Origin of the sequence: Curtobacterium sp. 22159 (assembly GCF_052045775.1) — a bacterium.
GTDB lineage: Bacteria > Actinomycetota > Actinomycetes > Actinomycetales > Microbacteriaceae > Curtobacterium.
Genome location: NZ_JBQEPN010000001.1, coordinates 118,946 through 144,219, shown reverse-complemented (window position 1 = coordinate 144,219; position 25,274 = coordinate 118,946). Strand labels below are relative to the sequence as shown.

Here is a 25,274-nt window from a genome sequence, read left to right as displayed (position 1 = left end):
GCGCCTCCAGTCCGTCTGGGAGGGCTCAGTCCGCTTCGATGTCCGAGAACAGACCCGTGAAGGAGACACCGGACCCGATGAGACGTCCGAAGAGGTCCTGTGCGGGAGCGGTCGTGACGGCGGCGGAGGCGTCTTCGTAGCTGTCGAAGTACAGGTCGAGTGTGCGGTACGCGGGCGTCGGCGTGCCGTCCTCCTTCGGCCAGACCTTGGCGGACTCGGCGCGCCGCAGGCCGGGGAGCTGACGCGCGGCGTCGACGATCTGTGCGGAGATCGGCTCGAAGGCGGTCGGGTCGGCGGGGTTGTCGATGACGAGGGTGATCTTCGTGGGCATGGTGTCGTCCTTTCGTGATGGGTGGGGTTCAGCGGCCGAGGGTCTCGAGCAGACGGAGCCAGACCTCGCTGATGGTGGGGTACGCGGGCACGGCGTGCCACAGGCGGTCGATCGGCACCTCGCCGACGATCGCGATCGTCGCCGCGTGGACGAGTTCGGTGGTGTCCGGGCCGACGGCGGTGAACCCGACGATGGTGTTGCGCTCGTCGTCCACGAGGATGCTCGCCCGACCGGTGTACCCGTCGGCGTGCAGAGCGGCTCCGGCGACGGCGCCGAGGTCGTACTCGGCGATCCGTACGGTCAGCCCGGCGGCGGCCGCGGATGCGACGGTGTGTCCGACGGAGACGATCTCCGGGCTGCTGAAGACGACCTGCGGAACGGCGTGGTGGTCCGCGGTCGCGACGTGGCGACCCCAGGGAGCGTCGTCGACGTGCGCTCCGGTGGCACGGGCCACGATGACCTGACCGACCGCTCGGGCCTGGTACTTGCCCTGGTGCGTCAGGAGCACCCGACGGTTGACGTCACCGGCGGCGTAGAGCCAGCCGTCGCCGACCGGTGCGCCGTCGGCTCCGACGACCCGGAGTGTCTCGTCGACGGCGAGCCAGCTGCCCGGGGTGAGGCCGACGCGCTCGAGCCCGAGGTCCACGGTGTTGGGCGTGCGGCCGGTGGCGACCAGGACCTCGTCGGCGTCGATCGTCTCGCCGGCCTCGAGCGTCACGTGCACGGTGCCGCCGGGGTCGCGACGGACCTGAACGGGTGAGGCGCCGATCAGGACCCGCACGCCCGCTGTCTCCAGGGACTGCACGACCTGCTCGGAGGCGTAGGACTCGACGTTCGGCAAGACACCGTCACGGGCGATGAAGGTCACCGAAGAGCCGAGCGCGCTGTAGGCGGTCGCCATCTCGGTGCCGACCACTCCCCCGCCGATGATCGCCAAGCGCTCGGGGATGTGGTCGGAGGCGACTGCTTCGCGGCTCGTCCACGGCTTCGCGTCGGCGAGGTCGCGGATCGGCGGGACGGCGGCACTCGTCCCGGTGGCGACGACGACGGCGTGGCGAGCCGAGAGGGTCTCGATGGTCCCGTCCGCGGCGGCGACGTCCACCGATCGGATGCCACTGATGCGCCCGTGGCCCCGGACGAGGTCGATGCCGGCGCTCTCGAGCCAGGCGACCTGGCCCGCGTCGTCCCAGTGGGATGCGAAACGGTCACGGCGTGCGAGGACGGCGGCCGGGTTCAACGTTCCTCTGACGGCAGCGGCGGCCGCGGGCAGGTGCTGCACCGCTCGGAGCGCCGAGACGTCACGGAGGAGGGCCTTGGTCGGCATGCACGCCCAGTAGGAGCACTCGCCTCCCACGAGTTCCGACTCGACGATCGCGACACGCAGGCCGCCCTGCACCACCCCGTCGGCCACGTTCTCGCCGACGGGACCGCCCCCGATCACGATGACGTCGTACTCGCGCCCGCTCATGCCCGGTCCGCCTTCGCGCGCCGCAAGCGGATGGCCGAGACGAGGAAGAAGACCGCGCCGAGGATCGCGTACCCGCCGACGCCCGCCACCGACGTCGCGTTCGCTGCTCCGATCACGAAACTCGCCCCCGCGAGGACGGAGATGCCGCCGCTGAGGATCATCGGCCACTGCCCGCCGAGACGACGGCGCAGGATCGCGACGATCAGCTGCACTGCGCCGGCCGTGACCGCCCAGAGTCCCCACACGATCATCACGGCGGCGATGCCCGAGGTGACCGCGAAGGCGAGCCCCACCGCAGCCAGCAGGCTGAGGGCCATGTTGACGTACAGCAGCGGGGCAGGACCGGTCGAACGGGAGGCGCGGTGGTCGACGATCGCGGCAGCCACGTCGAACAGCGGGTACAGGAGCAGCAGGGTGATGGTCACGACGTCGAGACCACCGGAGGCGGTGATGATGACGACGACCGCCCAGACGAGCTGGAACGCGAACCGTACGGCGTAGAGGGCGCGCAGCGTCGCCGCGACCCCGGCGGAGCGCGGTGCGGTTGTGGAGGACATGGGACGGCCTTTCTCGAAGCGTGGAGGAGCGGGAACGAACCTTGCTCGCCCGCATCGTGACAAGTAGAATGACTAGTCACTCTACGTACGGTAGGACCTGATCCCGACGAGTGCAAGTGCGATCTGGAGGACCGAATATGATCGGTGCGGTGAAGGTGTCCATGCGCGATCGGCTCATCGAGGCCGCGTCCGAGCTGTTCTACGCAGACGGCGTGCGAGCGGTCAGCGTCGACCGGGTCATCGAGCGGGCCGGCACGACGAAGGTCACGTTCTACCGGCACTTCAAGAGCAAGGACGAACTCGTCGTGGCGCACCTCGAACGGTGTGCGGCACAGGAGCGGGAGGGCATCGGAGTCGCGATCGAGAGCGCGCAGGGCGATGCCGACCGGACCTTCGAACTGATCGCGGGCACGTTCGGAGCGATGGCGAACGACGCCGGGTTCCGTGGTTGCCCGTTCATCAACGCCGCTGCTGAGTTCCCCGACCCGGAGAGCGCGGTGCGGCAGACGGTGAACCAGCACCGGTCGTGGTGCAAGGACACCTTCGAGGAGATCGTCCAGCCGCTGCACCTGCCCGACTCGACGGGCACTGCCGCGGACCTGATGCTCCTGCGCGACGGGGCGATGGTCGCCGGTTCCCTCGACGGGGAGGCCTCGGTCGCCGCGTCGTTCCTGCGCAGCAGCCGGGCGCTCATCAGCGCCGCGGTGGCCCAGGGGCGCTAGGACCGCTGCAGGCCACCGTGGCCCGTCGCTCGTCCGACATCGTGCCCTGACGGCCGGGAGCTCGTGGAGACACCTACGCTGGTGGTCGCACCCTGCAGGAGCCAGGCGTGCTTCGGAGGGACGGATCGTGACGCTTCGTGTTCTCGTGGTCGGCGCGAGCGGGTTCATCGGGTCGACCGTCAGCGCGCACCTGGCCGCGGCAGGGCTGCGGGTGCGCCGGTTCTCCCGACGTCGCCGCCCGGACTCGACGCCCGGCGACTGGTACATCGGGGACGTCCAGGACCCTGTGGCGGTCGCGGGAGCAGTCGAGGGGTGCGACGCCGTCGTCTTCGCCGCGAGCTACACCGGGGACGATGCGGAACTCGCTCGAGGAACGAACACGATCGGCGCAGCGACGGTCTTCGCGCAAGCAGCACGGTCCGGCATCACGAGGTCGGTGTCCGTGAGCACGACCGCCGTGTACGGGAAGCCAGGTGGGATCTACGGCACGGCCTCCACCGTGCCGACCGCTCCGATGTCGGCCGCGTCGAGGACCCGTCTGGAGGCGGAGGGATCGGCCCTCGCCGCAGGCGCGGCAGTGGTCCGACCACACGTCGTGTACGGCGCCGGCGACCGGTGGGTGGTGCCGGCACTGGCCAGGATCGTCCGGACGACTGGGCTGTGGCCCGGTCCGCCGGCGACCACCGTGTCCGGCATCCACGTCCACGACCTGGCGGCGCTCGTGACCGGCCTGGTCCTGACCGGAGCCGCTTCCGGGGAGGTACTCCACGCCACGTCTCGTGAGCCAGTGGACTTCCGTGCACTCGTGGACCCTGTCCTGCTGGCTGCGGGCGTCGAGCCGTCGCCTCGGCACGCGTCGGTCGAAGCAGTCGTCGAAGCCATGGGTTCCCCCGCCCTGAACGCTCGCCGCCTCGACCTGGTGGGGGCCGCGAGCGAGCACGACTCATCGGACGCGTGGTCGGCCGCTGAGCTGACCGCCCCTGCTCCGAGGCCGCTGTCGGCCGCGGATGTCTCCTGGTACGTCGAGACCATCCGCGCGGGGTGAGCCGGAGCGGGCACCGCACCGTCCCGGCACACACCCGAGGAGCCTTGGGTATCGTTCTGGTGATGCCACGTCGATCAGCACCCACGCAGGAACGCGCGGTCCAGACGCGTGCAGCGGTGATCGCCGGGGCAGCTGCCGTGTTCCATCAGCGGGGGTACGCGAACGCGTCGCTCGATCAGATCTCGGACGAGTCCGGCGTCACCCGTGGGGCGATGTACTTCCACTTCCCGTCCAAGGAAGCAATCGCGAACGCCGTCATCGCGGAGCAGCACCGCATCGTCCGCGATGAGGCGGAGACCGTGCTGGCGAGGGCCGGGAGTGCATTCGAAGCGGTCGTGATGATGTGCGAATCGTTCGCGCGACAGCTCTCCGACGACGAGATCGTCCGAGCTGGCATCCGCCTCACCACCGAGGGCTCGGCGGAGGACCTCTCCACGATCGCTCCCTACGAGGACTGGATCGCGACGATGCAGAACCTGTTCCGACTGGCCATCGAACAGGGGGACGTCCGCGAGGACATCGATCCCGTGGCCCTCGGACGCTTCGTCGTGGCGTCGTACACCGGCGTCCAGTTGGTGTCGGGCACGTTGACACGTCGCACCGACCTGTTCGACCGGATGCGCGAGATGTGGGTGATCCTGGTCCCCGGGATCATCCGGCCCGAGCGACAGCCGGCAGCGCTGCAGTTGGCGAAGCAGTTCAGCCGGTAGTGACCGCGTCGCCCTCCTGCGGTGCCGCCGGTGATGCAAGCCGGCAGAGGATCTCCGCTGTGACCTGACCGCCCTGCTCGAACCGGACCAACCGACCTCGAACGTCGTCGACCACGACGAGGTGACACGGCCCGCTGAGCTCGGTGATCGACCGGAACCGTGCATCGAACCCCGCTACCTCGCCGACGGCGACGGTGTCGAGTGCCGACTGGCGTGCTGCCTCGAGCATGAGCATGCCGGGGACGTGGTCGAGTGGATGGTCGAAGAACGCTGGTTCGTCCGGATCCACGACGAGCAGGATCGCGCCCGTCACGGGATCCTTCCTGATGACCTGCAACGGACCGGCCAGCGACTCGTCGTCCGCGGGCACCGCCGCTGCCGCCGTGCCGCGGGCACGCTCGTACACGGACCGGCTGACGATCCTGCCGGACGCGGACCCGCTGGCGACGACGCCGACCGCGTCGGAGCAGGTGACCTGCACCTCGAACTCGGCGAGCGCCTCCCGGATGCGCCGTGTGCGCGTGAAGGTCACCTCGAGGACGAGCTGCGGTCCGACCTGACGCGACGGCCGTGAGCAGGCGTTCGCGGTGATGTGGAGCATGAGGAACTGCGCGTCCGACGCGACGTCGTAGAAGGCGTGCGCAGCGTAGATCGTCACCTGCCGGATGGTCTCGGCAGCCAACGCTGGATCGACCGTCTCGGTTCGCCCGAGCAGGACGTGGTTCCGCGGCCAGTGCGCGCCAGCGAGGAACCGGTCCTGCCCCAGCGGCTGTGCGTCCGTGATGAGGACGTCGGCGAGGTTCGAACGATGCACCGCCTGCCCGGCGACGAGTCGCTCGAACCGCACCGTCGGCGCAGTCTCCGTCGTGGCCGTGGCCGTCATTCCCCTGAACATGTGCCCCCTCTTCCGGCTGAGCGCGGTGGATGCGCGACTGCCCACGGGGGCTGCGGAGCTGCTCCCCCGGAGCGACGGACCGCAGTGACCGCTGTGCCAATAACAAACCGCTCGGTCGGTTTTGTCGACTGTGGGAGAACACAGGAAATGCAGGCCGAAGTCACATTTCTCGGCGATGTCGCAAACGTAAACATTCTGCTTCTGGATTGACAAACAAGCCGCGCGGCCGGTTTTGTCTTGGCATCGAGCAAGAGGGGAACTCATGATGACCGTCACGACCGACCATCCGCGTCAGCGGGCTCACGACCCGGGGGCCGGGACTCCGCTGCCGACACCACTGCGAGTCACCGGGATATTCCCCGGGCTCGGGAGCCGCGCCTCCTACCGCGGCGCTGCGGACAGCATCCAGGACGGCGCCCCTCATCAGGTGCGTTCCCTCCTCGAAGAGGCAGCGAGCGCCCTCCACGATCCGGTCGCCGTCTCCGGGCTCCTCCTCGACGGCGATCTCCCGGAGGACCGACTGCGACGTCAGGGCCGCATCGGCGCCGGAGTCCTCGCGGCGAACCTCGCCCTCCACGCCCGGTTCGTCCACCGTGCCGGAGCACGCGACCTGCCGGTGTCGTTCGCCGCGTTCACCGGCGAGAGCTTCGGCATGCTCGGTGCCACGGTGGCGTCCGGATCCCTCACCGTCACGGACGGCATCCGCGTCGCCGAGGCGTTCACACCGCTGATGCTCCTCGCCTCCGCCGATGATGCTCGGCAGGCGGACGCCACCGACCCCTTCCTCGCCGAACTCCGCGATCATCTCCCGCGGTTCACACCCGGACGGTACCCGGTGGAGGAACCCATGCACGTGCTCGGTCTCGTCGGGGAGCCGGAGCACCTCAGCGAACTCCTGGACGAGCTCACCGCAGCAGTGACGACGGCAGACGTTGAAGTCCACAAGCGGTACTCCTGGCGGCAGACCAACGTCTACGTCCGCTCCGGTCACCTACCGAAATTCCTCGCACGTCTCGAGCGCTACCCGATGGTGGAAGCCGTCGAGCTGAAGCAGCCCACGACGTTCCTGGCCCACGCGCACCGCATGCACGTCGTCCGCGATGCGCTGTCGGACTGGATGGCCGGCCGCGGCATCGAGTTCCGGACCCCGACCACCCCGTTGCTGGCCAACCATCGCAGAGCGACGCTGCGGTCGGCGGACGACGTCCGCGACGCCGTGCTGTCGATGACCGACCGTGTCATGGACTCGGAGGGCACGGTGGAGGAGATCGCCACGACACGAGCGGACCTCGTGCTCGAGTTCGGGTTCGGGAACCGATCCGTCGAGTTGCTCAACGCGAACGGCGCGACCACCCCGGCCTCGGCCTGGACGTCCGACGACGATCAGATCCTGACCGCGATGGCCGACTTCGTCCGGTTCCGATCCGCGGTGACGGAGCTGCAGGAACCCGCCACCACCGTCGAGGAACGGCACACGACGCTGCTCCGCGACCTCGTCCGTGCAGCGACCGACCCGCTGAGCGCCGCATGGATCCGCCGCGCGGTCGGAGACGCCGTGACGGACCTCCTCGTCGGTACGCGGGGTGACGACCACGCGGGGCTCCGCCGGTTCCTCGACCTGCTGCAGAACACGCTCGCGCACCGGGCCGACATCGATCCGGACGTGCTCGTCGCCCGTGCCCGGGTGAAGAAGCGTCTCACCGGTGACACCGTGACCCTCGGACACGCAACCACGGAACTCGAGCTCCTCCTGCCGGACGGCCGCGTGGAGACCCGCCTGCTCGCCGAACCGGCACACGCGGAATCGGTCGTCTTCCACTTCGAACACCCGCACGACGCACGCCTCGACGACATCATCCGGAGCTCGGCGCGCCTGGCTCGAGCGCAGCCGATCGCCGAACGCATCCACTCGGAGCTGAGCAAGGCCACCGCCCCGCTCCACGACCGCGGGTTCGGGAGGCTCAGCGTCCGCGCCGCTGTCGCGTTCGTCGCACAGCGGACCGCACTGTTCGAGTTGACGCGCACGTACCGGCCTGCCCTCATCTCGCAGACGGATCACAACGTCGCCGGCGGCGACCGTGCGGGCTGGCTCGTGGCGCTCGCCGTGGCCGGCGCCGTGGACGCGGCGGCCATCGTGCCGTTGACAGCGCTGACGTTCGCGGAGGACGACCACGGAAGGACACCGCTCCAGCTCGACGTCCTCGTCGCCAGCCTGGACGACGCCACGATCCCGGTGCTCTCCCCCGACGGCGTCCCGCTCCGGACCCGACGTGAACTCCAGGACGCAACCCTCCGCGTGTTCAACGACGCGGCCCTCGACCGGCCGGAACACCCCGTCCAGCTCAACGGTGCATGCCTGGTCGTCTCGCTCGGGTCCCGTCTCGCACCGTACCGCGTCCGCGCTCTCCCGCACCGCATCGAGGTCATCTCCGTCCGGAACCCTGCAGAGCTCTGGCGGAAGGGACTCAATGACGCCCTCGACACCGCCGACGAACGCACGGCACTGGTCCGATCCGACGAACGAGAGCACGTCCTGCGGTACGCGCAACACCGGAAGATCCTCTCCAGCACGGTCAACGCGTACATCGAACCCGGGGAGACCGTCGTCGGGTTCGGCGCCGGCGGCAGCGAGTCGATGACCATGTTCTTCGAACGCGACGGCCACACGGGGAAGCAGGTTCGGAAGGTCCTGAGCGACGCCCTGACCACCGTCAACTGGGATCCCGCGGGCACCGGTGTGATGCTGCCCCCGTTCGCGAAGGCGCAACGGCAGGCCGAGTACCTGCAAGCGTTGCCGGACGAACTCGGGACCGTCTTCCCGCAGGTGGGGCGGATCACCGCCCGCGAGTTGCCCGTCCCGACGCACCTCGCCGCCGACCGGAGCGAAGCGTTCCGTGAGCTGATCTACGAGATGTCCTACGTGCCCGGCGAGGAGGTCAGCCGCTGGGTCGAACGCACCAGCCCGCCTGCTGCGGTCATCGCTCGCGTGTACGAAGTGATCCTCGACGTCCTGCACCGACGCGTCCACCAGCATCGACGAGTCCCAGCACCGGGCGGCACGCTCGAGGAGCAGTACTTCACCAAGATCGAGCGCCGACTCGACCTGGCGCAGCGCACCGCGCCGCGCACCTTCGGTCCGTGGTTGTTGGACGCGGACGAGATCACCGTCAACGGGCACACCCTGCGGAACATCGGCCCCCTGCTGGCCGCCTTCCGCGGTCACGCCGGGTTCCAGGAGGTCCTCGAGCCACGCTTCCACGCACTCGTGATGGGCGACACGAACACCGAGAACATCAAGGTCGCACACGTCGAGCCGCTGCTCGAAGCCCAGCGGCTCATCGAGTCGGGTGCGGATGACGTACAGGTCACGGAAGCACTCGATGCGATCACCGCCGAGTCCATCGGCGTGATGTTCCTCGATCCCCGCGCCATCGGGTACCGCTCCGACGGCGCCGCGACCCGAGACGACCCGATGTACGACAACAAGCCCTGGCACAACTCGCTCGGCCACTACGACGAGATGCACTACGAAGAGTTCGATCTCGACACCGACAGCGTGAAGGGCACCCCCACGATCGACATCCGGTTCCGTCCCGGCAACCCGTACCAGCGTGCGTACGACGTGCGGGACGTCCTGGAGCACGGCACCTCCGCCGACTCCGCCACCGGGTTGGAAGCGCACTTCGCCCGCGTGATGCGCGCCGTCTACCGGCTCGACGACCCGGAATCGGCCGTGCACCGGGACGATCCGCACTGGCTCACGCGGTTCGTGTTCACGATGGGCACCCACTTCGCAGCGATGCCGCCGTTCCACTTCCTCTCCGAGGTCGACGGGTCCCTCACCGACACTCCGCTCACCCAGCGCCGCCCCGTCGCGATCTACGCCGAGGGGATCAAGTGGCTGAACTGGGCGCTGGAGATGCTCGAGGGGACCCGTACGGAGTTCCTCGGCCTGCCCGTCCCACCGCAGCACCGTCCCTGACCCTGGCTGCCCCAGCTGCCACGAATCTCCGACCCCGTTCCTGGAGGAACACCATGACCAGCCCAACTCACCAACAGCTGCCGGTCGCCGGCCTCGACGACCTCTCCAACGAGACCCGCACCATCGCTACGCCCTGGATCCGGATGCTCCGTGGCATCGGCCTCGGGCAGTACCCCATCGACTACGACGCGGCCATCGCCGATCACCTCCGCGACACGTTCACCAGACTCACCGCGAAGGTCCCCGGCGATGCGTACACGACGTTCAGCGAGCACCTCGCCGACTTCGTCCTCCGCACCGTCGACCCCCATGCCGAAGAACGCGGCGGGTACACCGAGACCCTCGTCCTCGTGGGCGCCGTCCGTGCCATCCCGAACCCCTACTACCGGGCCCTGGCCGCGAGCATCCTCATGGACGCCTTCGCCAAGCTCCGCCTCGGATCGCTCCTCGTCAGCGGGCACCTCGACTTCCCCGCCGAGGCGCTCGACATGCTCGACCAGATCACCCCCGACGGCATCGCCGACGAGAACCAGGGACGACACGGCGAGTACGAACGCGTGTCCGCATCGACGGCTGTGTTCCTCGCCGTCGGGCAGCTCGGGCTCCGCAGCCGCCTGGTCACGCCCGGGCGCAACCGCATCCTCGAGGCCCTGGACCTCCTCGAGCGGATCCCCACGCCGTACTTCTGCGGACGTGCCGGCGGTACGCTCCTGTCGGTCATCGCTCTGCTCGACTACACCGAGTACATCTTCGACGGTGACCGCGACTACATGGCCGAGGTCCTCGAGTACCTGACCCGCGCCGACGAGATCGGCAACTGGCCGGAGTTCCACAACCACATCACGACGCCCTGGAAGAAGGTCTACCCGCTCCTGACCATGCTCAACGCCGTGGCCATGTGCGGGCGCGCCGAGTACCTGTACCGACCCATCGACGCACTCGCCGAGGTCACGGCACTCATGGACCAGATCCCGTGGGAGATCCGGGTCCACATGGAGCAGTACGCCGTCATCGCGCTGCACAACCTCGGCCGGTTGGGCGATCAGGTCCCGGACCTCGACGCCCTGCTCGCCGACATGGTCGCGGTCTTCGACCAGATCGACCCGGGCGAGAACTACTCACCGCGTGGCAATGCCTTCCCGTACGTCATCGAGGTCGCCATGATGACCGGCCGGATGCACCTCGTTCCCGACACCGCGCTCAAGCGGATGGCGGACTCCTTCCCGGACCTGATCCGCACCGAGCACGACGTCGCGAACCGCGCGTTCCCCGTCAGCTACGTCGTCAACATCCTCGGCGAGATCGGCCGACCCGAGTACGCCTTCGGGCCACGAGCACGGTACGAGGGAGCGTCGGCCGTCGAATGGTTCGTCGACAACCTCTCCGACGGCGGTGTCGTCGAAGGAGACCGCATCACCATGTTCGACCATGCGCTGATCAGCTCCGCGCTCCGCCTCCGCGGCGCGCACGCACCGGAGACGGCGCTGTACCAGTCCTTCCGGTTCCCGTTCAACGACCGCAACCCGGCACGAGAGGTGGAGCCCGCGCTCGCGGACTGATCAGCCTCCCCGGTCCACGACAGGGCGCCCCGTCAGCTTCTCGGCCGACGGGGCGCCCTGCTGCGTGTGCTGTTCGACCGGCTGCTCCTGAGCGCTCCGTCCGTCACGCCGGCGCACGCGACGTCCTCCCACTGGCCGGTGCAGGTCTCCGGGAGGGGTGCCCGCTCGAGCGGACGCGCAGCCTGCCGACGCCTTCGGGAGGATCCCGCTCCCGCTGCGCAGGCCCCGTCGCCGGACGGACAGCTCGGAGTTGGACGGTCGACGACGGTACCGGTGGCCGCGAGGGCCATCGTCTCGCGAACCCGGGACCAACACAGAGGCGCCCTCGNTCGCGAGGGCGCCTCGTGGGTGGAGGCCCCGCTGTCACACGTCTCGGGTGGCTGCGGGTGCGGCTGGCAGCCTCAGCAGCAGACCGACGACGACGGCGCCCGCGATGCAGAGCGCGGCGTCCACGCCGATCGACGCCTGGATGCCGGGCAGCAAGGTCGCACCGGCGAAGGCGGTGACGATGGCGGAGAGCACCGGGGTGCCGAGGGTGATCCCCACCTGCTGGCTCATGGTGATGAGCCCCGTCGCGAGCCCCTGCTGTTCGACCGGCACGCCAGCGGTCGAGGTGACGGTGTAGCCCACGATGGCGACGAGGTTCGCAGCACCGCCGATGAAGGACACGACGAGCAGCGGAACCACCCAGGCGGAGCTGTCACTGACGAACGCCAACGGCAGGGTCGCTGCACCTTGGACGACGAAGCCGATGACGATCGCACGCTTCGAGTTGGTCCGGCCGATGACCCGGGGGCCGAGGAAGCCGCCGAGGACGGTTCCGACGCCGAGGAACGCGAAGATCAGACCGGCGACGACGGCGCTGAACCCGAGGATCTCCTGCAGGTAGAGCGTCAACGGGAACACCAGGGCCGTCTCGGTGGCGAACGCGAGGAGTCCCGCGAAGTTCCCCCAAGCGACGTTGCTCCGCCGCAGCAGCGCGGGCGAGACGAGCGGTTCCTTCACCCGTGATTCGATGGCGATGAACGTCGCGAACAGGACGGCTGCGACGGCGATGGGCCCCCACGCGGCCGGTGTCCCCCAACCGGATTCGCCCGCGGTGGTGATGCCGAAGACGAGCGCGACGAGCGCGACGGTGACGACGATCGCGCCCGGGAAGTCGAGCTTCGGACGGCGGCCGATGGCTCGGTCGGTGAGGACGACCGGGGCGACCGCGAGCACGAACACGGCGACGATGACGTTGATGAAGAACGCCCACCGCCAGCTGACGAGCCCGGTCAGGACACCGCCGAGCGCAGCACCGGTGGTGAACCCAGCCGCCATCAGTGCGCCGCTGAGTCCGAGCACCCGAGCCCGAGCGGGTCCTTCCGCGAACATCGTCGTGAGCAGGGCGAGTGCGGCTGGAGTGACCATCGCGGTGGCGAGTCCTTGCCCGATGCGAGCTGCGATGAGAACCGTCGGATCGCCGGCGACACCCGCAACGAGCGAGGCGACACCGAGGAGCACGATGCCGATGAGGAACAAGCGCTTGCGACCGAACAGGTCCGCGACCCGCCCGAAGAAGAGGGTGAAACCGGCCGCGCAGAGCGAGAACGCGGTGATGATCCACTGCAGGTTCGCTGTCGTGAACCCCAGGTCACGGCCGATGTGCGGCAGGGCGACGTTGAGGACGGAGAAGTCGACGGCGAGGGTGAAGTTGGCGGTGAGGAGCACGGCGACGGCGAAGCGCTGCCGCCTGCTCGTCCGGACGGGGACTGGTGGAGCGTCGGTGAGTTCGTTGGCAGTCATGGTCGTTCTCCTGTTCTGTGGAAGGCTGCGGGAGGCTCAGCGCACGTCGGCCAAGCGCTGCGACCGGTTCGTCGAGGCGAGCGGCCGGGCGTCGAGTCCGGTCACCGCAGCGTGGACGTCGTCGAGGGCCGCTCTGCGAGCCGCGTCGTCGAGGTGCGCGGGGCCGAACGTCACGATCGGTTCGAGTGCGTCGTACCCGACGAACTCGAGGACGCCGCGGTTGATCGGGAAGAGGAACTGGTCGAGGCCACCGAACGCGCCGTCGGGCGTGAACGCGGCGGCGGGCCCACCCGTGGTGGTGAGGACGACGGCGCGTCGTCCCCGGAGCGCGGCCGTTTCGTACAGCCCGGCGTCACCGCCGCTGACCGCGCCCATCGCGAAGACCCGATCGAGCCACCCCTTCAGGATCGCTGGGAAGGAGAACCACCACAGCGGGAAGGACAGCACGAGCAGGTCGGCGCGGAACACCGCCTCGAGGTCCGTGCGGACATCGTCGGCGAGGGTGCCGGCCCGGAAGGCGTCCCACTGCTCGCGCTGCGGTTTGAACGGCCCGTCGAAGGGGGTGAACTCGCTGCGGTCGAGGATAGGCCCCCAGTCCTTCGCGTACAGGTCGATGTACTCGACGTCGTAGCCGGAGGACCGCAGTGCGTCGACCGCGATCCGTGCTTGCGCGCTGGAGAACGACGCCGGTTCGGGGTGGGCGTGCACGACGAGCGCCGTGCGTCGAGGTCTCTGATGAGTGCTCACGCGCCCATCATATTGATGAATCGCGTTCTGTCGATACGTTTACGCTCTGTCGAGCGCTTGCGACGCGATCGCATCCGCGACACGACGCAGCAGCACCTCGTTGCGCTTGTAGTGCGTCCACTTCCCGATGCGCGTCGAGGTCACCAGGCCAGCGCGTTCGAGCGTGCCCATGTAGGACGAGATCGTCGACTGCGAAAGTCCGGTGCGGTCCTGGATGTGGCTCGCGCAGATGCCGACCTCGACGCGGTCGGCGATCGGGTCGTAGTCGGCGAACTCGACCTCGGGGTCACGGAGCCACTCCATGATCTGCAGCCGCGTCGGGTTCGCCAGCGCCTTCAACGCGTCCACGAGCTCGACCCGGGAGATGTCGGCCTTGTCGTCCACTGCGTCACAACCCTTCGCTACCGTCGCACCACTATATGTCGATGCGTCCGCGCAGAGGCCCAGTCGCCGGCGAGCGAGTCCGCAGGGGAACCGATCGATGGAACATGGCTAGGAGCTCTAGTGAACGCGCGCTGTGAGCGGACGAGCGGAAGCACCGAGCAACTTCCCCTGGTTCGTCGAGGGCCGTTCCGGCTTACCTCGACGAGCAACTCCCCCGCATTGACTCGCGCGAACTGCCGTCGTCGCTGTTCCGCATCGTCGGAACGGCGTACTGGCTGCGCGACGACGAACGGGCTCGATATGGCGGTCAGGAATACGAATTCGCACGTGAACCCGAGAACGAGAATGACGAGAATGCCGTCGCTGTCTACGGCCAAGGGCGGAAGGTCGGGCATCGCAGCGCCGCGAAAGCCGCCGCACTTGCTTCAGATCTGGACCGGCTCGGCCCTGCATCCTTCGTCGTGCCCGGCGATACGAGCATGAAGATGTGGGTCAACATCCCGCGGGTGCCCGGGCTCGGGGCGTTCCAGCGAAGCTAGCTTTCACCGCTAGAGAGCGCATGGAGCTACTGGTAGCCCTCGGGATGCTGTCGGCTCGGTAAGCCTACGAGAGCGACCTGTTGGTCGACTATCGTCCATACTCGATCGGGGTCAGCTTCCCGAGACCGTGTCGGCGTCGCTTCCGGTGGTGCCCTCAATCCAGGTGATGATCGCCACTCAGCGCTCTCCGGGGCTCGACTAGCGTTTCCGGTTAGCAGTTCGCGATCCCGCTGTCGTGCGACGGCTTGCCACGTCGCTGTCGGAGCCTCTCCGTAGGGTTGGAGGGTGACTGAGGACCATTCCGACCGGATCGACGCTGTCGTCGCTGACACGAGCGACTATCACGACATCGCGATGCTGCTGCAGGACGCCGCTGATGACGATCGGTTGGTGCTGCTGCTCGCAGACGTCATGCAGATGATGTTTGCCGCCGGTGTCGACGGTGAACGGTTCATTCCGTTCGCGACGTTCACGGACGGGTCCGCGACGTTATCGCCGAGTCGCATCACCGAGGACGACATCGCTCTCCTGCGGACAGTGCGGTCCGCAAATGCTGCCGTGGAGGCGCGCGTCGCGGATGTGTTGTGGGGGCGAGTCCGGGGAGCGGAACGCGTCGCGCAGGCTCACCGCGCCGTCGATGCGTACATCCGACTGGCGGAGACGACCGAATGGCATGACGCCGCCACGTACCTGCGCCGGGCGCAGGAAATCGCTTCCCGATTCCGAGGCGCCGATGACAATGCACGTGAAGACCGAATTCAGACGATTCTGCGGACTGCCCTCAACAAAGCCGGCACCGTCCGCCAACTGATCGGTGCAAGCAGTCTGCTCCGTACCGGTACCGTCGATCAGCCGCTGCGGACAGAAGCGGTCGAAGCATTGACGGCAGCGTCCGCGTCGGCAGAACACGAGGAGGACTTCCCGCTTGCCCGAGATGTAGCGTCTGAGCTTCGAGCGTGGCTGCCTTCTGAAGATCCCGCCCGTCACGACATCACATCCCGTATCGCCGACTTGTGGGTGCTGGAGGCCGACTCCCGCTTCGATGGGATCACCGGTAGCGCACTTGTCGCCGCGTCGTTCGTTGAGAACGCAATCCAGACGTTGCGGTCCATCCCACGACGTCATCGTCTCCGCGTCGATGCCGAGAATAGGATCGAAAATCTGCGCCGAAAGATGGGCAACCTGAACGAAGCGGCGATGGATGAGATGACGGCGGTCGAGTCGGACCCGGTCGACCTCAGCGGAGCGGCAGCGGAAGCGAAAGCACGCGTCTCTGGTTTCGAGGCGCTCGAGGCGCTTGCGCAGTTCGGGTACTTGTTCCCGCTCGCCGATAATGCAACCGATCGTGCCCAAGCGGAACGCATCGTGGCAGGCTCCTTCTCGAGCCTGCTCTCCACGACCACATTCACTCGTGATGGCCGCGTCGCGGACAAGTCATCCACCGAGGATGCGGTTGACCGGCAGATGGGGCAGGACGGACAACTGCGTCGGCATCTGTACACCGTCGGGATGATTCTGCCGGCGTTGCACCAGCTGCGGCAGGAGCATTCTCTGTCGCTGCCCCACTTCCATCGCATCGCGCTCGCGTCTGCTGTGGTTCCACCTGGCCAGGAGCAACTAGTCGCTGCGGGTCTGCACGCTGGATGGAATCTCGACATGGGTGTCGCCGTGCACCTGCTGGTGCCACGGTTGGAGGCGATCGTCCGCCACCACCTACAAAGCGCCGATGTATCGACCACGGAGTTGAAGCCGGACGGCCGAGAACAGGAACTCAGCCTGCCAGCGCTATTGAGCAAGGCTGAGACCGCCGAGGTGTTCGGGGACCGTGTCGTATATGAGTTGGAGGGTCTGTTCGCGGGACGGTTCGGCGCGAACCTGCGCCACGATGTCGCTCACGGTCTGGTCGACGACACGACCGCTGGCACAGTGCTCTCGGTGTACGCGTGGTGGCTGGTGTTGCGCCTCGTGCTCACACCGTTCTTCAATCAGCTTGTCGCTACGCCCCCACCAGAATCGGCGACTTGAACCGGCAGGGCCAATTTGAGGTGACTGTGTTGCTCGCGGTCGGAGGCGTCCGCCCGGACCTGGGATGCTAACGCGCCGACGACGGAAAGTGGTCGTACCGGTGGTGCGGTTAGAGTGAGCCTCCGTAAGCTCTGGGCGGATTAAGGGTCGGCAGCGCGCTCCACGAGGCGCAGCTGCTCTGTTCTTGACCGCGGGGCTGGAACCGCTTGAACCTTACCCGGGGGTTGACGCGCCCCGGCGGAGCCTGCATCTGCGATGCGGCGGAGAGACGTCGCCGACGTACACGAACGTTAAGGCCGGGAGCCGCGGATGCAACGCGTGCTTCAGGCGAGAGCTCGCGGAGCAGCTCCGGATGCCTGAGGCGGACGCGCTCGTGATCATGCTGGAGAAGGGGCTCGACCGGCAACCTGTGCCCTTAGGGTCCGGGTTCGTAGTGACCTCTCGCACCAGCGACTGGTCGTCCGGGACCGTCCTGAAGTGCCACGGCGCCGGCAACAGCTCACCATCTCTCAGCGACCGGCGCTCCGAGCAGCTTGCTCGCGTCTGACGAGCGCCCTCCTGGCTAATCACCAGAGTACGCAAAGGCTTCAAGCGCACTACCACTCGAGGCTCGAACCGAATAGGCTGCTTTCGACTCCGCCGACTCACTTTCGAGGAATCCCTTTGACGACAATTCGTGAGATTCGTATTTCAAATCTAGCCGGGCGCTCAGAGGAACTTCATGAGTTTCTAAGACCAGACGTCAATGTGTTCTGGGGCCTGAATGGAACCGGCAAAACTACTCTACTCAAAATCCTCCATGCAGCGCTGCGGAACGAGACTGCCACGCTGAAGCACCTACCCTTCAGCCGCGCGGAGATTCGCTTCTATTCCGAACATCGTGACGCGGATATAGTCCGAACCTACGACAAGACCGGGTTGAGCATCGAGTCGAACGATCAGCCGACATTGTGGACGTCATCCTTCACCGAGCTCGACGCTGACGACGACAGAGTCAACGGCCAGCTAACTCCGGACTCAGGGTGGGATACGAAGTGGCTTGTTGAAGGGGATGAGAGCACGCCCCTCGACCGGACCTTCAAGCACGCCTACCTGCCGATCTCTCGCATGCTTGGTGACCGTCAAGGATTCCGGCAGCACGAGGACAACGACCAACGTTTCGCCCGCCACGTGAACCAAGTATGGAGTGCGTACAGCTCGAAGAGCCTAGCTAGCGTTCGCGATACGCAGCAATACGGCCTGGCGGAGATTCTCGCGATTCTCTTCAACGGCTCGCCCGCTACACCACTGGCTCAGCAGGAAGAATCACAACCGGATCCGGAGGCGGCAGCCGCGTATCGTCTGGTCTCGGACTTTATGTGGGACCAACAGCTCGTCCTTCCACTCGGCCAAGAGGACTTCACCGCCCGTTACGAGCACAGTGACAGCCACCGCTTGGTTGTAAGCAAGATTCGCGAGATCATGGCTGAAGTCGATGAGATTCTCGCTCCACAACGGGAGCTACAGGCAGTCATCGACGACTCATACATCGGAAATAAACATCTCGTGCTCTCGCGGAGCGAGACAGTCAGACGCAACATCGGCATCGAAATCAATCGAGAGACAATTCCCCTCGGGGCACTGTCATCTGGGGAAAAGCAGCTTTTGCAGATCTTGCTTGAGACTCTAGCAGTTGAAGAGTCGACCATCATCATCGACGAGCCCGAGCTATCTCTTCACCCCGACTGGCAGCGCGGCCTCGTCGCCTCCATGCGCCGAGTGAACAGCCGAGCACAGTTCATTCTCGCAACTCATTCACCCGACCTCCAAGTCGACGTCGACGACGAGTCGATCTTCGAGCTGTGACTAAATTGAAGCGCGACGCCGCATTCTGGGCGCGACGCATGCGGATGAGCCGTGTCCGGACGTGGGCGATTATTGAGGGCACCCATCACGACGCACCGTACTACGAAAGCGCATTGGTCTCTGGCGCAAAAACAACTACCACAGTTCTCGAAGCCGAAGATATTCTAGTAGACGGCATCGCGGCCGGCGGGAAGGTGCACGCGTTGAAGGTTTTCAGCGAACTCGATCGCCTGAACGCTCTCCAACAAGAAAATCGTCAAACAAAGATCGACGTTATTGTGTTTGTGGATCGCGACGACGATGCCTTTTTGAACCGCATGATTACTCATCCGAATCTGCACTACACGCTGAACGCAGATGTTGAATCTGACATTGTTTCGGCGGCCGACCTGCAAACGGCGGTGGCGCACAGCTATTCCATTCCTAGAGCGGACGGAGTCAAGTTCACGCCGTCGGCTCCGCATGAAAGCCTTGCGAGCCGGTGGGCTGAATGGATTATCCTGCGCTTGGCGTCCGCCGCCTGCGAGTGGTCGGACACTCGCTTTGCTCAGCCATCACAGGTAAACGTTCCGCGGTTTAGTGACACCGTCGACACGGATGTGGTCAATAGAATCAGTGACCGCGTGCGCAAAGCCTCGACGCAATGGGACACGGAGTACAGTAGAGCGCGGGCGTTCTTAGAAAGCGAACAGCGAGTAGGCCGGCATGGAGCGCACGTCAAGGGAAAATGGCTCGCGCCCTTCATTCTTCATGAAGTCGAAAAAGCAATGCGCCCGTTTCGCGCCATAAATCAGGTAAAGAGTTCGACGCTACTGGTCAGTTGCCTCGGAACCATCGATTTCGAGCGGCTGTGGGCTGCTCGGTTTGCGCGATTGGACGTGCTCCTCACGCGGTAGTTTTGATTGGTTCGTTTATCACGGACTGCGTCATCACCATGCTTTAGCTCGTCGCTGCGTATTGGCATCCCGCCGGCCGGGCCGCTTCTTCGCCGAGTCGGAGTCGGTGACGGAGTCGGACAGGGCCGAGATGGTGCTGCCGTTTCCCCTTGCTGCTCGAACCCTCCGGGAGGCCTACATCTGCGGAGGTTGACCAGTGGTGGCACCTCTCGCAGGTCTCGCACGGCGCCCTCCGGGCGAGCGGGTCGCTGGGTGACCTGATCGCGGCGCGGAGCCGTGCCGAGCTTTCAGACGTGTCCGCGCCTGACCCCGATCAGATGCTCGCGTTCTTCGGCGCGCAGGTGGAGGGGCTGCTGCTGCTCTCGGACAGCGTGGGAAGGCCTGATGACCTGTTCGCATGGTGCTTCACGACTCGCGGTGCTACGGAGCGTCCTCGGGCGCTTTGTCGTCCCCGCTTCGCGCAGCCTGACCCCTACCGAGATGTCGTGAACAACCTCACGGCGGTCCTCGCTTGGGCGCAGTAGCACGAACCTGACGACACCACCGAAGTTCGGCCCGGGATGGCGCGTGCAGACGTCGACGCTGTTGTCTCGACGCCGTCGTCCAACCGCGACGCCAAGCGCGCGGGGGCCGGCATCAGAGTTGTCAACGTCGGGGCGACGTACGGCGCGCCGAGCCGGGGAGGACGAGCCTGCCAGCCAGGTCAGGCCGCACATCCAACGGGCGCACTGGCGACGCCAGCGTTTCGGGTCCAGCCTGAGAGGGAGCAAGCAAATCCGCATCGCTCCGGTACTGGTGAACGATCACCGGGTCGACATCGCTCCTCGTGAGTACCGACTTCGACCGCGCGAGGTGACCCACAGCGCGATGACCGAGGCAACGGGTAGCTGGGGTCGGAACTCGATGAACAGCGGCCGGCTCGCCGAGAAGGCGCCAGCGAGCGCGTGGGCCCCGATGCTGGATAGCGGGACCTTCGTGATGGAAGTGGGTCAGAACGGCAGCCACGCCTAGGGCGGAACGCCGCCCCTAGGCGCCGAGCTCGACACCCTTCCGCTCGGCTTCGTGGGGCAGCAGGTCCATGCCGGGGCGTCGGAAGGGGAAAAGCGCGGCGACGCAACGACGAGCGTTGGGAACCCAGGACCACGCCCGTACAGTTGATGATTTCTTCCTCGTAAACGCGCCCTCTTGGCCCAGCCCGCCGAGACCGCGCCGAAGACTCCCTCGACGCCGCCTAGTCTCCTTGCCCATGAGCACACCAAGTGAATCTCGCAACTCACCGAACCCGCAGTGTACGTGCGCGCCCACTCCCCACAGCGCAGCTGAGGACGAGCTCCTGGCCGCCATCCGCGCGCTCGGTGCCGAAGGCGACTACCTCGTCCGCGGCCTCGCAACCGTGATCAGAAGCATGCCGCCGATCCCGCCCAGATCACGTCAGTCAGTGCACGCCAAGGCGCAAGTCGACACCGGGGCTATGACAGCCGAAGCCGTGGCTGCCGCTGAAGACAGGCTTGCGATGGGCGGGCTCCAGCTCGTGCAAGTAGCCGGTTGGATCGTGAGCGCTTGGGAGACGGTGTCGCTGGATACGGCATCCACGTTCCTGCACAGGACGCCACACGACATCGTCCAGGCCGCGGATCGAAACGAGCTCCTGATGGTCGAGCTTGGCGGTGAACGACGGCGTCCGAGAGCACATCGGACATATGACGTTCGGCCCGTGGACCGGTCAGTGGCGCGACAACGTCCTCATCGAGCGACGGAGCCATCGAGCCGGGCTCTGAACCCCGTCACCTCTGGTCCGGCTCGCTCTGATCGCCGGCGGAGTCGTCCTCGTCGAACACCCGGCAGTCGACGGATGCCACTCGCGTACCATGACACCCTCATCCGGGGTCGTCCGCACTGCGTCGTGCCAGGGCAGGCAATCCGGGCACGGCCAGATCGTCTTGCCATCCGGCGCGTAGTCGAAGGGCAAGACCGGGGCGGAGTCGGTGACGCGACGCTTCTCGGCCACTGCACGGCTCACTTCCTGCGGCGACCTCACACCGCCGCTCGCTCGAATCGTAGGCGACGCGCGGTCCGGCAGCGTCGGATGCACCTTCGCGACAACCTACGCCTCACCACGACAACTTGGCCTTCGCGATCGACGCTGCACCCGCTCACATGCTCAGCTGCATGTCACTTCAAGGGTCACGATCCACGCCAGTGATAGTGCCCCTTATCCGAAACTTCCGGAGCCCCCCTCGGATGCCCGCAGACCGGCCACCACGCCCGCAAACCGTCATCGTCGCGGCCGACTTGTCCCCACTCAGCGAGGGGACGGTTCGCCCCGGTTGGACCAGGAGGACAACGCGCGCGACGCGCCCGCCTGCCGACGCACCCTCGCTGCGAAGGACCGAGGACGACCCATGGGAGACGGAGGCCGTCGACATCCATCGCGAGTCTGACGACCTCAGCCATGCTGAGGAGTTGGTCGCGACGTCAACCCTGCCGTCGCGGGCATGCACCGAGACTGCAAAAGGTCTCGTAGCGGGATGGCGCACTCTTGGAAACGATGCGACGCTAGCGGCATGGCGTCCTCGACTCCCAGCTTTACGCGCTCCACGCCGCCGGCGCCGGTGCCGCCCGGATCTTTGCCGACCAGATCGGCGGCAAGCTCGACACGCGCCCCGGCCTCGCAGTCGCGCTCGGCGACCTCCCCGACCGCGAGGACGACGTCCTGGTGGTCGACCAACATCGACAGGCTCGGCCGGTCCGTCCAGGGTCTGGTGCGCGTCGATTACGAAATTAGGTCGCGCGCATTCCAGTTCCGTTCGCTGCGAGCGGCCATTGACACCACCGGCGTCGGCGTCGGCCATGTCGCGCGCCGCATTATCGGCCGATGCACTCACGAGGGCCTAGCGGCCGCGCGCGTCCGATGACCGCCAAGTGGGTCGACACCGCCGTCGAGCTTCGCCCCAAGGGGCGAACACCACAGCAGATTGAATCGACGCCCGGTGTCAGCCGATCGACTGTCTCTCCAGCGATCAGCGAAGTGCGTGGAGCAGCGGAGGCGAGTGTATGACCGGGCACGACGTCCACTCATTTGGCGTACCGGTGTCCAACCCTGACATGTTCTGGTTCGGCACCCTTGACGACGTCCACTGGTTCGCGGACCCTGCCGACGATCGCTACGCCGACGATGTGGAACTGCGTTGGGACCGCATGGTCGATCCTCTCGCGTCCGTCACCGAGGCGCTCCGGGCAGGCGACTGGACGGCTCACCCGGACGGAGGCTTCGTCATTGCCGTCGTGATCTCCGGGCTCAGCGTTGAGGAGGAGTCCGTTATCGTCTCGCTGTTCTCCGGGCATCCGATCCAGGCTGACCCGTGGGACACCGAACTGACCGATGGACGGCATCGAACGTGGGGCTTCTGGTCCTACGACCCGGGGCTCGTTCTGCCTTTCGAGTCGAGGTTGCTCGGCGACGAAAAGATCGTTGGCGATCCGGAATACACTCCACCCCATCTCACGGCGCCGCTTCGCACCGACCACCGCGACGAAGCATCGGAACAACTTCCTCAACTCCCAACGGGCGTCGTGGAGCGATCACCGCGATACGTCGCCGCCCTGACGCGACTGGCACGCTCCGAGGACGTTTCGTGACTGACTGGGCCAACCTGCTCTCAGGGGTGGTCGGCGGTCTCGTCGGCGCCAGCGGCGCCGTCGCGACAACGCTCATCACTACCCGGAGCGATCGCGCCGCTCGCAAGGCCGACCGTGACGAGGACCGGACGGATCGCGACGCCGTACGTACGCAGGAGCGCGCAGCGCGCCGCCTCGATCAGGGCCGCACAGCCGCCCGCGACGCGCTCGCGATCACATCCAAGTTCTTCACCAACACCGTCGATCGGCCGGGCCCCAACCACGGGGACAGCTTCATCGGCTACAGCGGGTGGGATGAGATCCGGCGCATCGACGATCTCGCCGAGCTCATCGACAGCGAAGACGTCCGCGGCGCGGTCAGGTCAATCGTGCGTGCTATCGGCACCGCCGGGTACGTAACGATGTTGATCCGCGAGTACGACGACCCCGAACAGTGGGATCTAACCCGACGTCGAGAGCGGGACCTGCTGCTGCTGATGCGCCGGACCCTCGGTTCGTATCTTCGCGACGAGGAAGACCAGTACGCCAACTTCCGCGCAGAAGCGACCAAGGAAGAAGCAGCGGGCGTCAAGGCGTACGACCAGGTTCAAGGGGCTGGAGCATGACGGCCCCGACCGACTACCGCGCCATCATCCGGCGGCTTCTTGCAATCTGGGACACGGAGACGAACCGCACGACGATTGAGCTCCGGGCGGACATCGACTTTCAGGTCACGGTCCTCGTGCGCGCCTTGCCGCCCACGCTGCTGACTGCGGCCGGGGCGTGCTAACGCTCTACGAGACGAGCCAACCGGTCGCGGCCGTCCCGGTGATCAGGTCGCTGATGGCGGACGCAGTCACGGCGGGATGGGTCCTCGTCGTGCCGGATGGCTGGAAAGCCCTCGTCAGCGAGGGAAGCCGTACACGGGCTGCCGTGCTCGGAGACGCGTTGGCGGCGAACGCACAGTGCCCTGATGCCGCCTCGGAGGCTCGTCGTCAGGAGTACGCCGAGCAGGTCAAGGCCTTGGGCGCAGCACCGCCTAGCTACAAGCGGTTCGAGCAGCGGCTCCGCGCACTCGAGGGGACCGAAAACATGTACATGGTGTAGCGGTACCTCAGCGGGCTCAGCCACGCGAGTGCGGAAACGGTCGACCTCTATACGGCCCCCAATCCGGGCTCTCCGCTACAGGTCAGGTACCGCCGACAGGCTGCGCACACCATGGCAGCTAACCTCTTGATCTCCGCCGTGAGCTCGTTGCTGCATGCACTCATTGCGTGGGATATGACACAGGTTGGCCGCACACACCGAGACTCACTCGACGTGGTTGCGAGCGAGCTCGATGTGAGCAATGAGTGGCGCCCGAAGACATCTAGCTAGCACCTGGGCGGCCGCATACTCACCGGCCGACCTCGGCGCGGACGCGCGCTCGCTTCCTGCTCGAGGAGACGGATCCGTTTCTGCGCTTCCCGCAGCTCGGCCTGCTCGACCGCTTTCACCGACGGGGACGCTGACGACCCGTTGCCCTCGATCCGCAAGCCGCAGCCACCGGGCCAGTTCTCGCGCTTCCGGGCAACCGCGACCACGTCGCGGTGAAACTCGTACGGATACGCCTTCACCATGACGCACATCCTTCAGCAGGAGCCGATGCCCCTACTTGTCAGGAGCCAAGCAAACCTGCACCAGTCCCTGCAGATGGAATGACAAGCGCGCGGTCGCTTTTCTTACCTGAGCAGAGTAGGCGACAGGCACCGCGTTTCGGGACAAATGCCAGATCCCTTCGGAACGACGGGCCCCTCGGTAGACTGGGCCCGTACGAAACGGAGCCCCGATGCGCCAGGTCACCCGCTTCCAGGCCTTCACAATGTCGCGCACCGCAAAGCAGCGCGAGACCGCGTCTGCACACTCCGCCGTCGAGATCCGGCGCGCTATCACCCGCGCTGACGCTGCGCTCGGCGCGGCCGGCCATCAGGTCACCGACGAGGAAACCCGGGAGCTCGGCCGACAGATCGCCGCCGGGACGGTGTCCGGCGACGAAGCAGCGGCTCGCATCATCGAGAAGTTGCGCGCGACTCACCATCGAGGTTGAACAGCTAACGCCAGTAGAGCCTGCGACCCGAAGTGCGGTTGCTCACACCTGCTGCGAGAAGATCCGTTACCGCCTGG

Annotated in this window: 22 protein-coding genes; 14 read left to right on the top strand and 8 right to left on the bottom strand. The window is 66.7% G+C overall.

The window, feature by feature from the left end; genetic code table 11:
• Positions 1-25: 25 nt before the first annotated feature.
• From ACTJKO_RS00745 to ACTJKO_RS00735, 3 genes are read right to left on the bottom strand one after another with little or no spacing between them, the layout of a single operon-like run.
• On the bottom strand, positions 26-331 hold the full coding sequence (locus ACTJKO_RS00745; protein ID WP_440684659.1) for an EthD family reductase: 306 nt from the start codon (positions 329-331) through the stop codon (positions 26-28).
• 28 nt (positions 332-359) lie between these two features.
• The gene (locus ACTJKO_RS00740; protein WP_440684657.1) at positions 360-1,799 is read right to left on the bottom strand and encodes a dihydrolipoyl dehydrogenase family protein; all 1,440 of its coding nucleotides are present in this window, start codon (positions 1,797-1,799) and stop codon (positions 360-362) included.
• Positions 1,796-2,356 (bottom strand): hypothetical protein, encoded by a 561-nt coding sequence (locus ACTJKO_RS00735; protein WP_440684655.1) that lies wholly within the window; start codon positions 2,354-2,356, stop codon positions 1,796-1,798. The genes ACTJKO_RS00740 and ACTJKO_RS00735 overlap by 4 nt, the downstream gene beginning before the upstream one ends.
• Before the next feature lie 149 nt (positions 2,357-2,505).
• Between ACTJKO_RS00735 and ACTJKO_RS00730 the strand changes: the two genes are divergently transcribed.
• The 3 genes from ACTJKO_RS00730 to ACTJKO_RS00720 all read left to right on the top strand — a co-directional run bounded on the left by ACTJKO_RS00730 (position 2,506) and on the right by ACTJKO_RS00720 (position 4,833).
• A complete protein-coding gene (locus ACTJKO_RS00730; RefSeq protein ID WP_440684653.1) occupies positions 2,506-3,078 on the top strand; it encodes a TetR/AcrR family transcriptional regulator in 573 nt (190 codons plus the stop codon).
• 127 nt (positions 3,079-3,205) lie between these two features.
• A complete protein-coding gene (locus ACTJKO_RS00725; RefSeq protein WP_440684651.1) occupies positions 3,206-4,123 on the top strand; it encodes an NAD-dependent epimerase/dehydratase family protein in 918 nt (305 codons plus the stop codon).
• A gap of 62 nt (positions 4,124-4,185) precedes the next feature.
• Positions 4,186-4,833, top strand: coding sequence for a ScbR family autoregulator-binding transcription factor (locus ACTJKO_RS00720; RefSeq protein WP_440684649.1), 648 nt, complete (start codon positions 4,186-4,188; stop codon positions 4,831-4,833).
• Here the strand turns inward: ACTJKO_RS00720 and ACTJKO_RS00715 are convergent.
• Positions 4,823-5,728: an AfsA-related hotdog domain-containing protein gene (locus tag ACTJKO_RS00715; RefSeq protein WP_440684647.1), complete on the bottom strand. Its 906-nt coding sequence runs from the start codon at positions 5,726-5,728 to the stop codon at positions 4,823-4,825. The two genes, ACTJKO_RS00720 and ACTJKO_RS00715, sit on opposite strands and share 11 nt — an antisense overlap.
• A 427-nt stretch (positions 5,729-6,155) precedes the next feature.
• Between ACTJKO_RS00715 and ACTJKO_RS00710 the strand changes: the two genes are divergently transcribed.
• Together ACTJKO_RS00710 and ACTJKO_RS00705 are read left to right on the top strand one after the other, a co-directional pair.
• Positions 6,156-9,710, top strand: a complete 3,555-nt coding sequence (locus tag ACTJKO_RS00710) for a hypothetical protein (protein ID WP_440684645.1) — start codon at positions 6,156-6,158, stop codon at positions 9,708-9,710.
• A gap of 53 nt (positions 9,711-9,763) precedes the next feature.
• Positions 9,764-11,269, top strand: a complete 1,506-nt coding sequence (locus ACTJKO_RS00705) for a hypothetical protein (RefSeq protein ID WP_440684643.1) — start codon at positions 9,764-9,766, stop codon at positions 11,267-11,269.
• A gap of 363 nt (positions 11,270-11,632) precedes the next feature.
• Here ACTJKO_RS00705 and ACTJKO_RS00700 read toward each other — a convergent pair whose 3' ends face one another.
• The 3 genes from ACTJKO_RS00700 to ACTJKO_RS00690 are packed head-to-tail and all read right to left on the bottom strand — an operon-like array spanning position 11,633 to position 14,188.
• Entirely contained in the window at positions 11,633-13,057 is a 1,425-nt protein-coding gene (locus ACTJKO_RS00700) for an MFS transporter (RefSeq protein WP_440684641.1), read from the bottom strand.
• 36 nt (positions 13,058-13,093) lie between these two features.
• Complete coding sequence (locus ACTJKO_RS00695; protein WP_440684639.1) at positions 13,094-13,804, bottom strand: NAD(P)H-dependent oxidoreductase; 711 nt, start codon at positions 13,802-13,804, stop codon at positions 13,094-13,096.
• A gap of 39 nt (positions 13,805-13,843) precedes the next feature.
• Positions 13,844-14,188 carry an ArsR/SmtB family transcription factor gene (locus ACTJKO_RS00690; RefSeq protein ID WP_440684637.1) on the bottom strand — a complete coding sequence of 115 codons (345 nt, stop codon included), beginning with the start codon at positions 14,186-14,188 and terminating at the stop codon, positions 13,844-13,846.
• A gap of 218 nt (positions 14,189-14,406) precedes the next feature.
• On the opposite strand from ACTJKO_RS00690, the gene ACTJKO_RS00685 reads away from it, so the two are divergent.
• The 8 genes from ACTJKO_RS00685 (at position 14,407) to ACTJKO_RS00650 (ending at position 24,218) form a co-directional block, all read left to right on the top strand.
• Positions 14,407-14,727, top strand: a complete 321-nt coding sequence (locus ACTJKO_RS00685) for an HIRAN domain-containing protein (RefSeq protein WP_440685192.1) — start codon at positions 14,407-14,409, stop codon at positions 14,725-14,727.
• 285 nt (positions 14,728-15,012) lie between these two features.
• Positions 15,013-16,752, top strand: coding sequence for a DUF4209 domain-containing protein (locus ACTJKO_RS00680; protein WP_440684635.1), 1,740 nt, complete (start codon positions 15,013-15,015; stop codon positions 16,750-16,752).
• Positions 16,753-17,415: 663 nt separating this feature from the next.
• A complete protein-coding gene (locus tag ACTJKO_RS00675) occupies positions 17,416-18,597 on the top strand; it encodes an AAA family ATPase (protein ID WP_440684633.1) in 1,182 nt (393 codons plus the stop codon).
• On the top strand, positions 18,594-19,493 hold the full coding sequence (locus ACTJKO_RS00670) for a hypothetical protein (protein WP_440684631.1): 900 nt from the start codon (positions 18,594-18,596) through the stop codon (positions 19,491-19,493). Before ACTJKO_RS00675 ends, ACTJKO_RS00670 begins: the two co-directional genes overlap by 4 nt.
• Before the next feature lie 3,054 nt (positions 19,494-22,547).
• On the top strand, positions 22,548-23,132 hold the full coding sequence (locus ACTJKO_RS00665) for a hypothetical protein (RefSeq protein WP_440684629.1): 585 nt from the start codon (positions 22,548-22,550) through the stop codon (positions 23,130-23,132).
• Complete coding sequence (locus ACTJKO_RS00660) at positions 23,129-23,737, top strand: hypothetical protein (protein ID WP_440684627.1); 609 nt, start codon at positions 23,129-23,131, stop codon at positions 23,735-23,737. The genes ACTJKO_RS00665 and ACTJKO_RS00660 overlap by 4 nt, the downstream gene beginning before the upstream one ends.
• Positions 23,734-23,901, top strand: coding sequence for a hypothetical protein (locus ACTJKO_RS00655; RefSeq protein ID WP_440684625.1), 168 nt, complete (start codon positions 23,734-23,736; stop codon positions 23,899-23,901). Before ACTJKO_RS00660 ends, ACTJKO_RS00655 begins: the two co-directional genes overlap by 4 nt.
• Positions 23,895-24,218: a hypothetical protein gene (locus ACTJKO_RS00650; protein ID WP_440684623.1), complete on the top strand. Its 324-nt coding sequence runs from the start codon at positions 23,895-23,897 to the stop codon at positions 24,216-24,218. The genes ACTJKO_RS00655 and ACTJKO_RS00650 overlap by 7 nt, the downstream gene beginning before the upstream one ends.
• Positions 24,219-24,484: 266 nt before the next feature.
• Here the strand turns inward: ACTJKO_RS00650 and ACTJKO_RS00645 are convergent, their stop codons facing one another.
• On the bottom strand, positions 24,485-24,730 hold the full coding sequence (locus ACTJKO_RS00645) for a hypothetical protein (RefSeq protein WP_440684622.1): 246 nt from the start codon (positions 24,728-24,730) through the stop codon (positions 24,485-24,487).
• A gap of 209 nt (positions 24,731-24,939) precedes the next feature.
• Here ACTJKO_RS00645 and ACTJKO_RS00640 point away from each other — a divergent pair, with 209 nt between their 5' ends.
• Positions 24,940-25,197: a hypothetical protein gene (locus ACTJKO_RS00640; RefSeq protein ID WP_440684620.1), complete on the top strand. Its 258-nt coding sequence runs from the start codon at positions 24,940-24,942 to the stop codon at positions 25,195-25,197.
• The last annotated feature ends 77 nt before the right edge of the window (positions 25,198-25,274 follow it).

Bases quoted from the DNA above. Each gene is read 5' to 3' on its own strand.
- ACTJKO_RS00745 (WP_440684659.1), bottom strand. From the start codon at position 331: ATGCCCACGAAGATCACCCTCGTCATCGACAACCCCGCCGACCCGACC.
- ACTJKO_RS00740 (WP_440684657.1), bottom strand. From the start codon at position 1,799: ATGAGCGGGCGCGAGTACGACGTCATCGTGATCGGGGGCGGTCCCGTC.
- ACTJKO_RS00735 (WP_440684655.1), bottom strand. From the start codon at position 2,356: ATGTCCTCCACAACCGCACCGCGCTCCGCCGGGGTCGCGGCGACGCTG.
- ACTJKO_RS00720 (WP_440684649.1), top strand. From the start codon at position 4,186: ATGCCACGTCGATCAGCACCCACGCAGGAACGCGCGGTCCAGACGCGT.
- ACTJKO_RS00715 (WP_440684647.1), bottom strand. From the start codon at position 5,728: ATGTTCAGGGGAATGACGGCCACGGCCACGACGGAGACTGCGCCGACG.
- ACTJKO_RS00705 (WP_440684643.1), top strand. From the start codon at position 9,764: ATGACCAGCCCAACTCACCAACAGCTGCCGGTCGCCGGCCTCGACGAC.
- ACTJKO_RS00700 (WP_440684641.1), bottom strand. From the start codon at position 13,057: ATGACTGCCAACGAACTCACCGACGCTCCACCAGTCCCCGTCCGGACG.
- ACTJKO_RS00665 (WP_440684629.1), top strand. From the start codon at position 22,548: ATGACCGGGCACGACGTCCACTCATTTGGCGTACCGGTGTCCAACCCT.
- ACTJKO_RS00655 (WP_440684625.1), top strand. From the start codon at position 23,734: ATGACGGCCCCGACCGACTACCGCGCCATCATCCGGCGGCTTCTTGCA.
- ACTJKO_RS00645 (WP_440684622.1), bottom strand. From the start codon at position 24,730: ATGGTGAAGGCGTATCCGTACGAGTTTCACCGCGACGTGGTCGCGGTT.
- ACTJKO_RS00640 (WP_440684620.1), top strand. From the start codon at position 24,940: ATGCGCCAGGTCACCCGCTTCCAGGCCTTCACAATGTCGCGCACCGCA.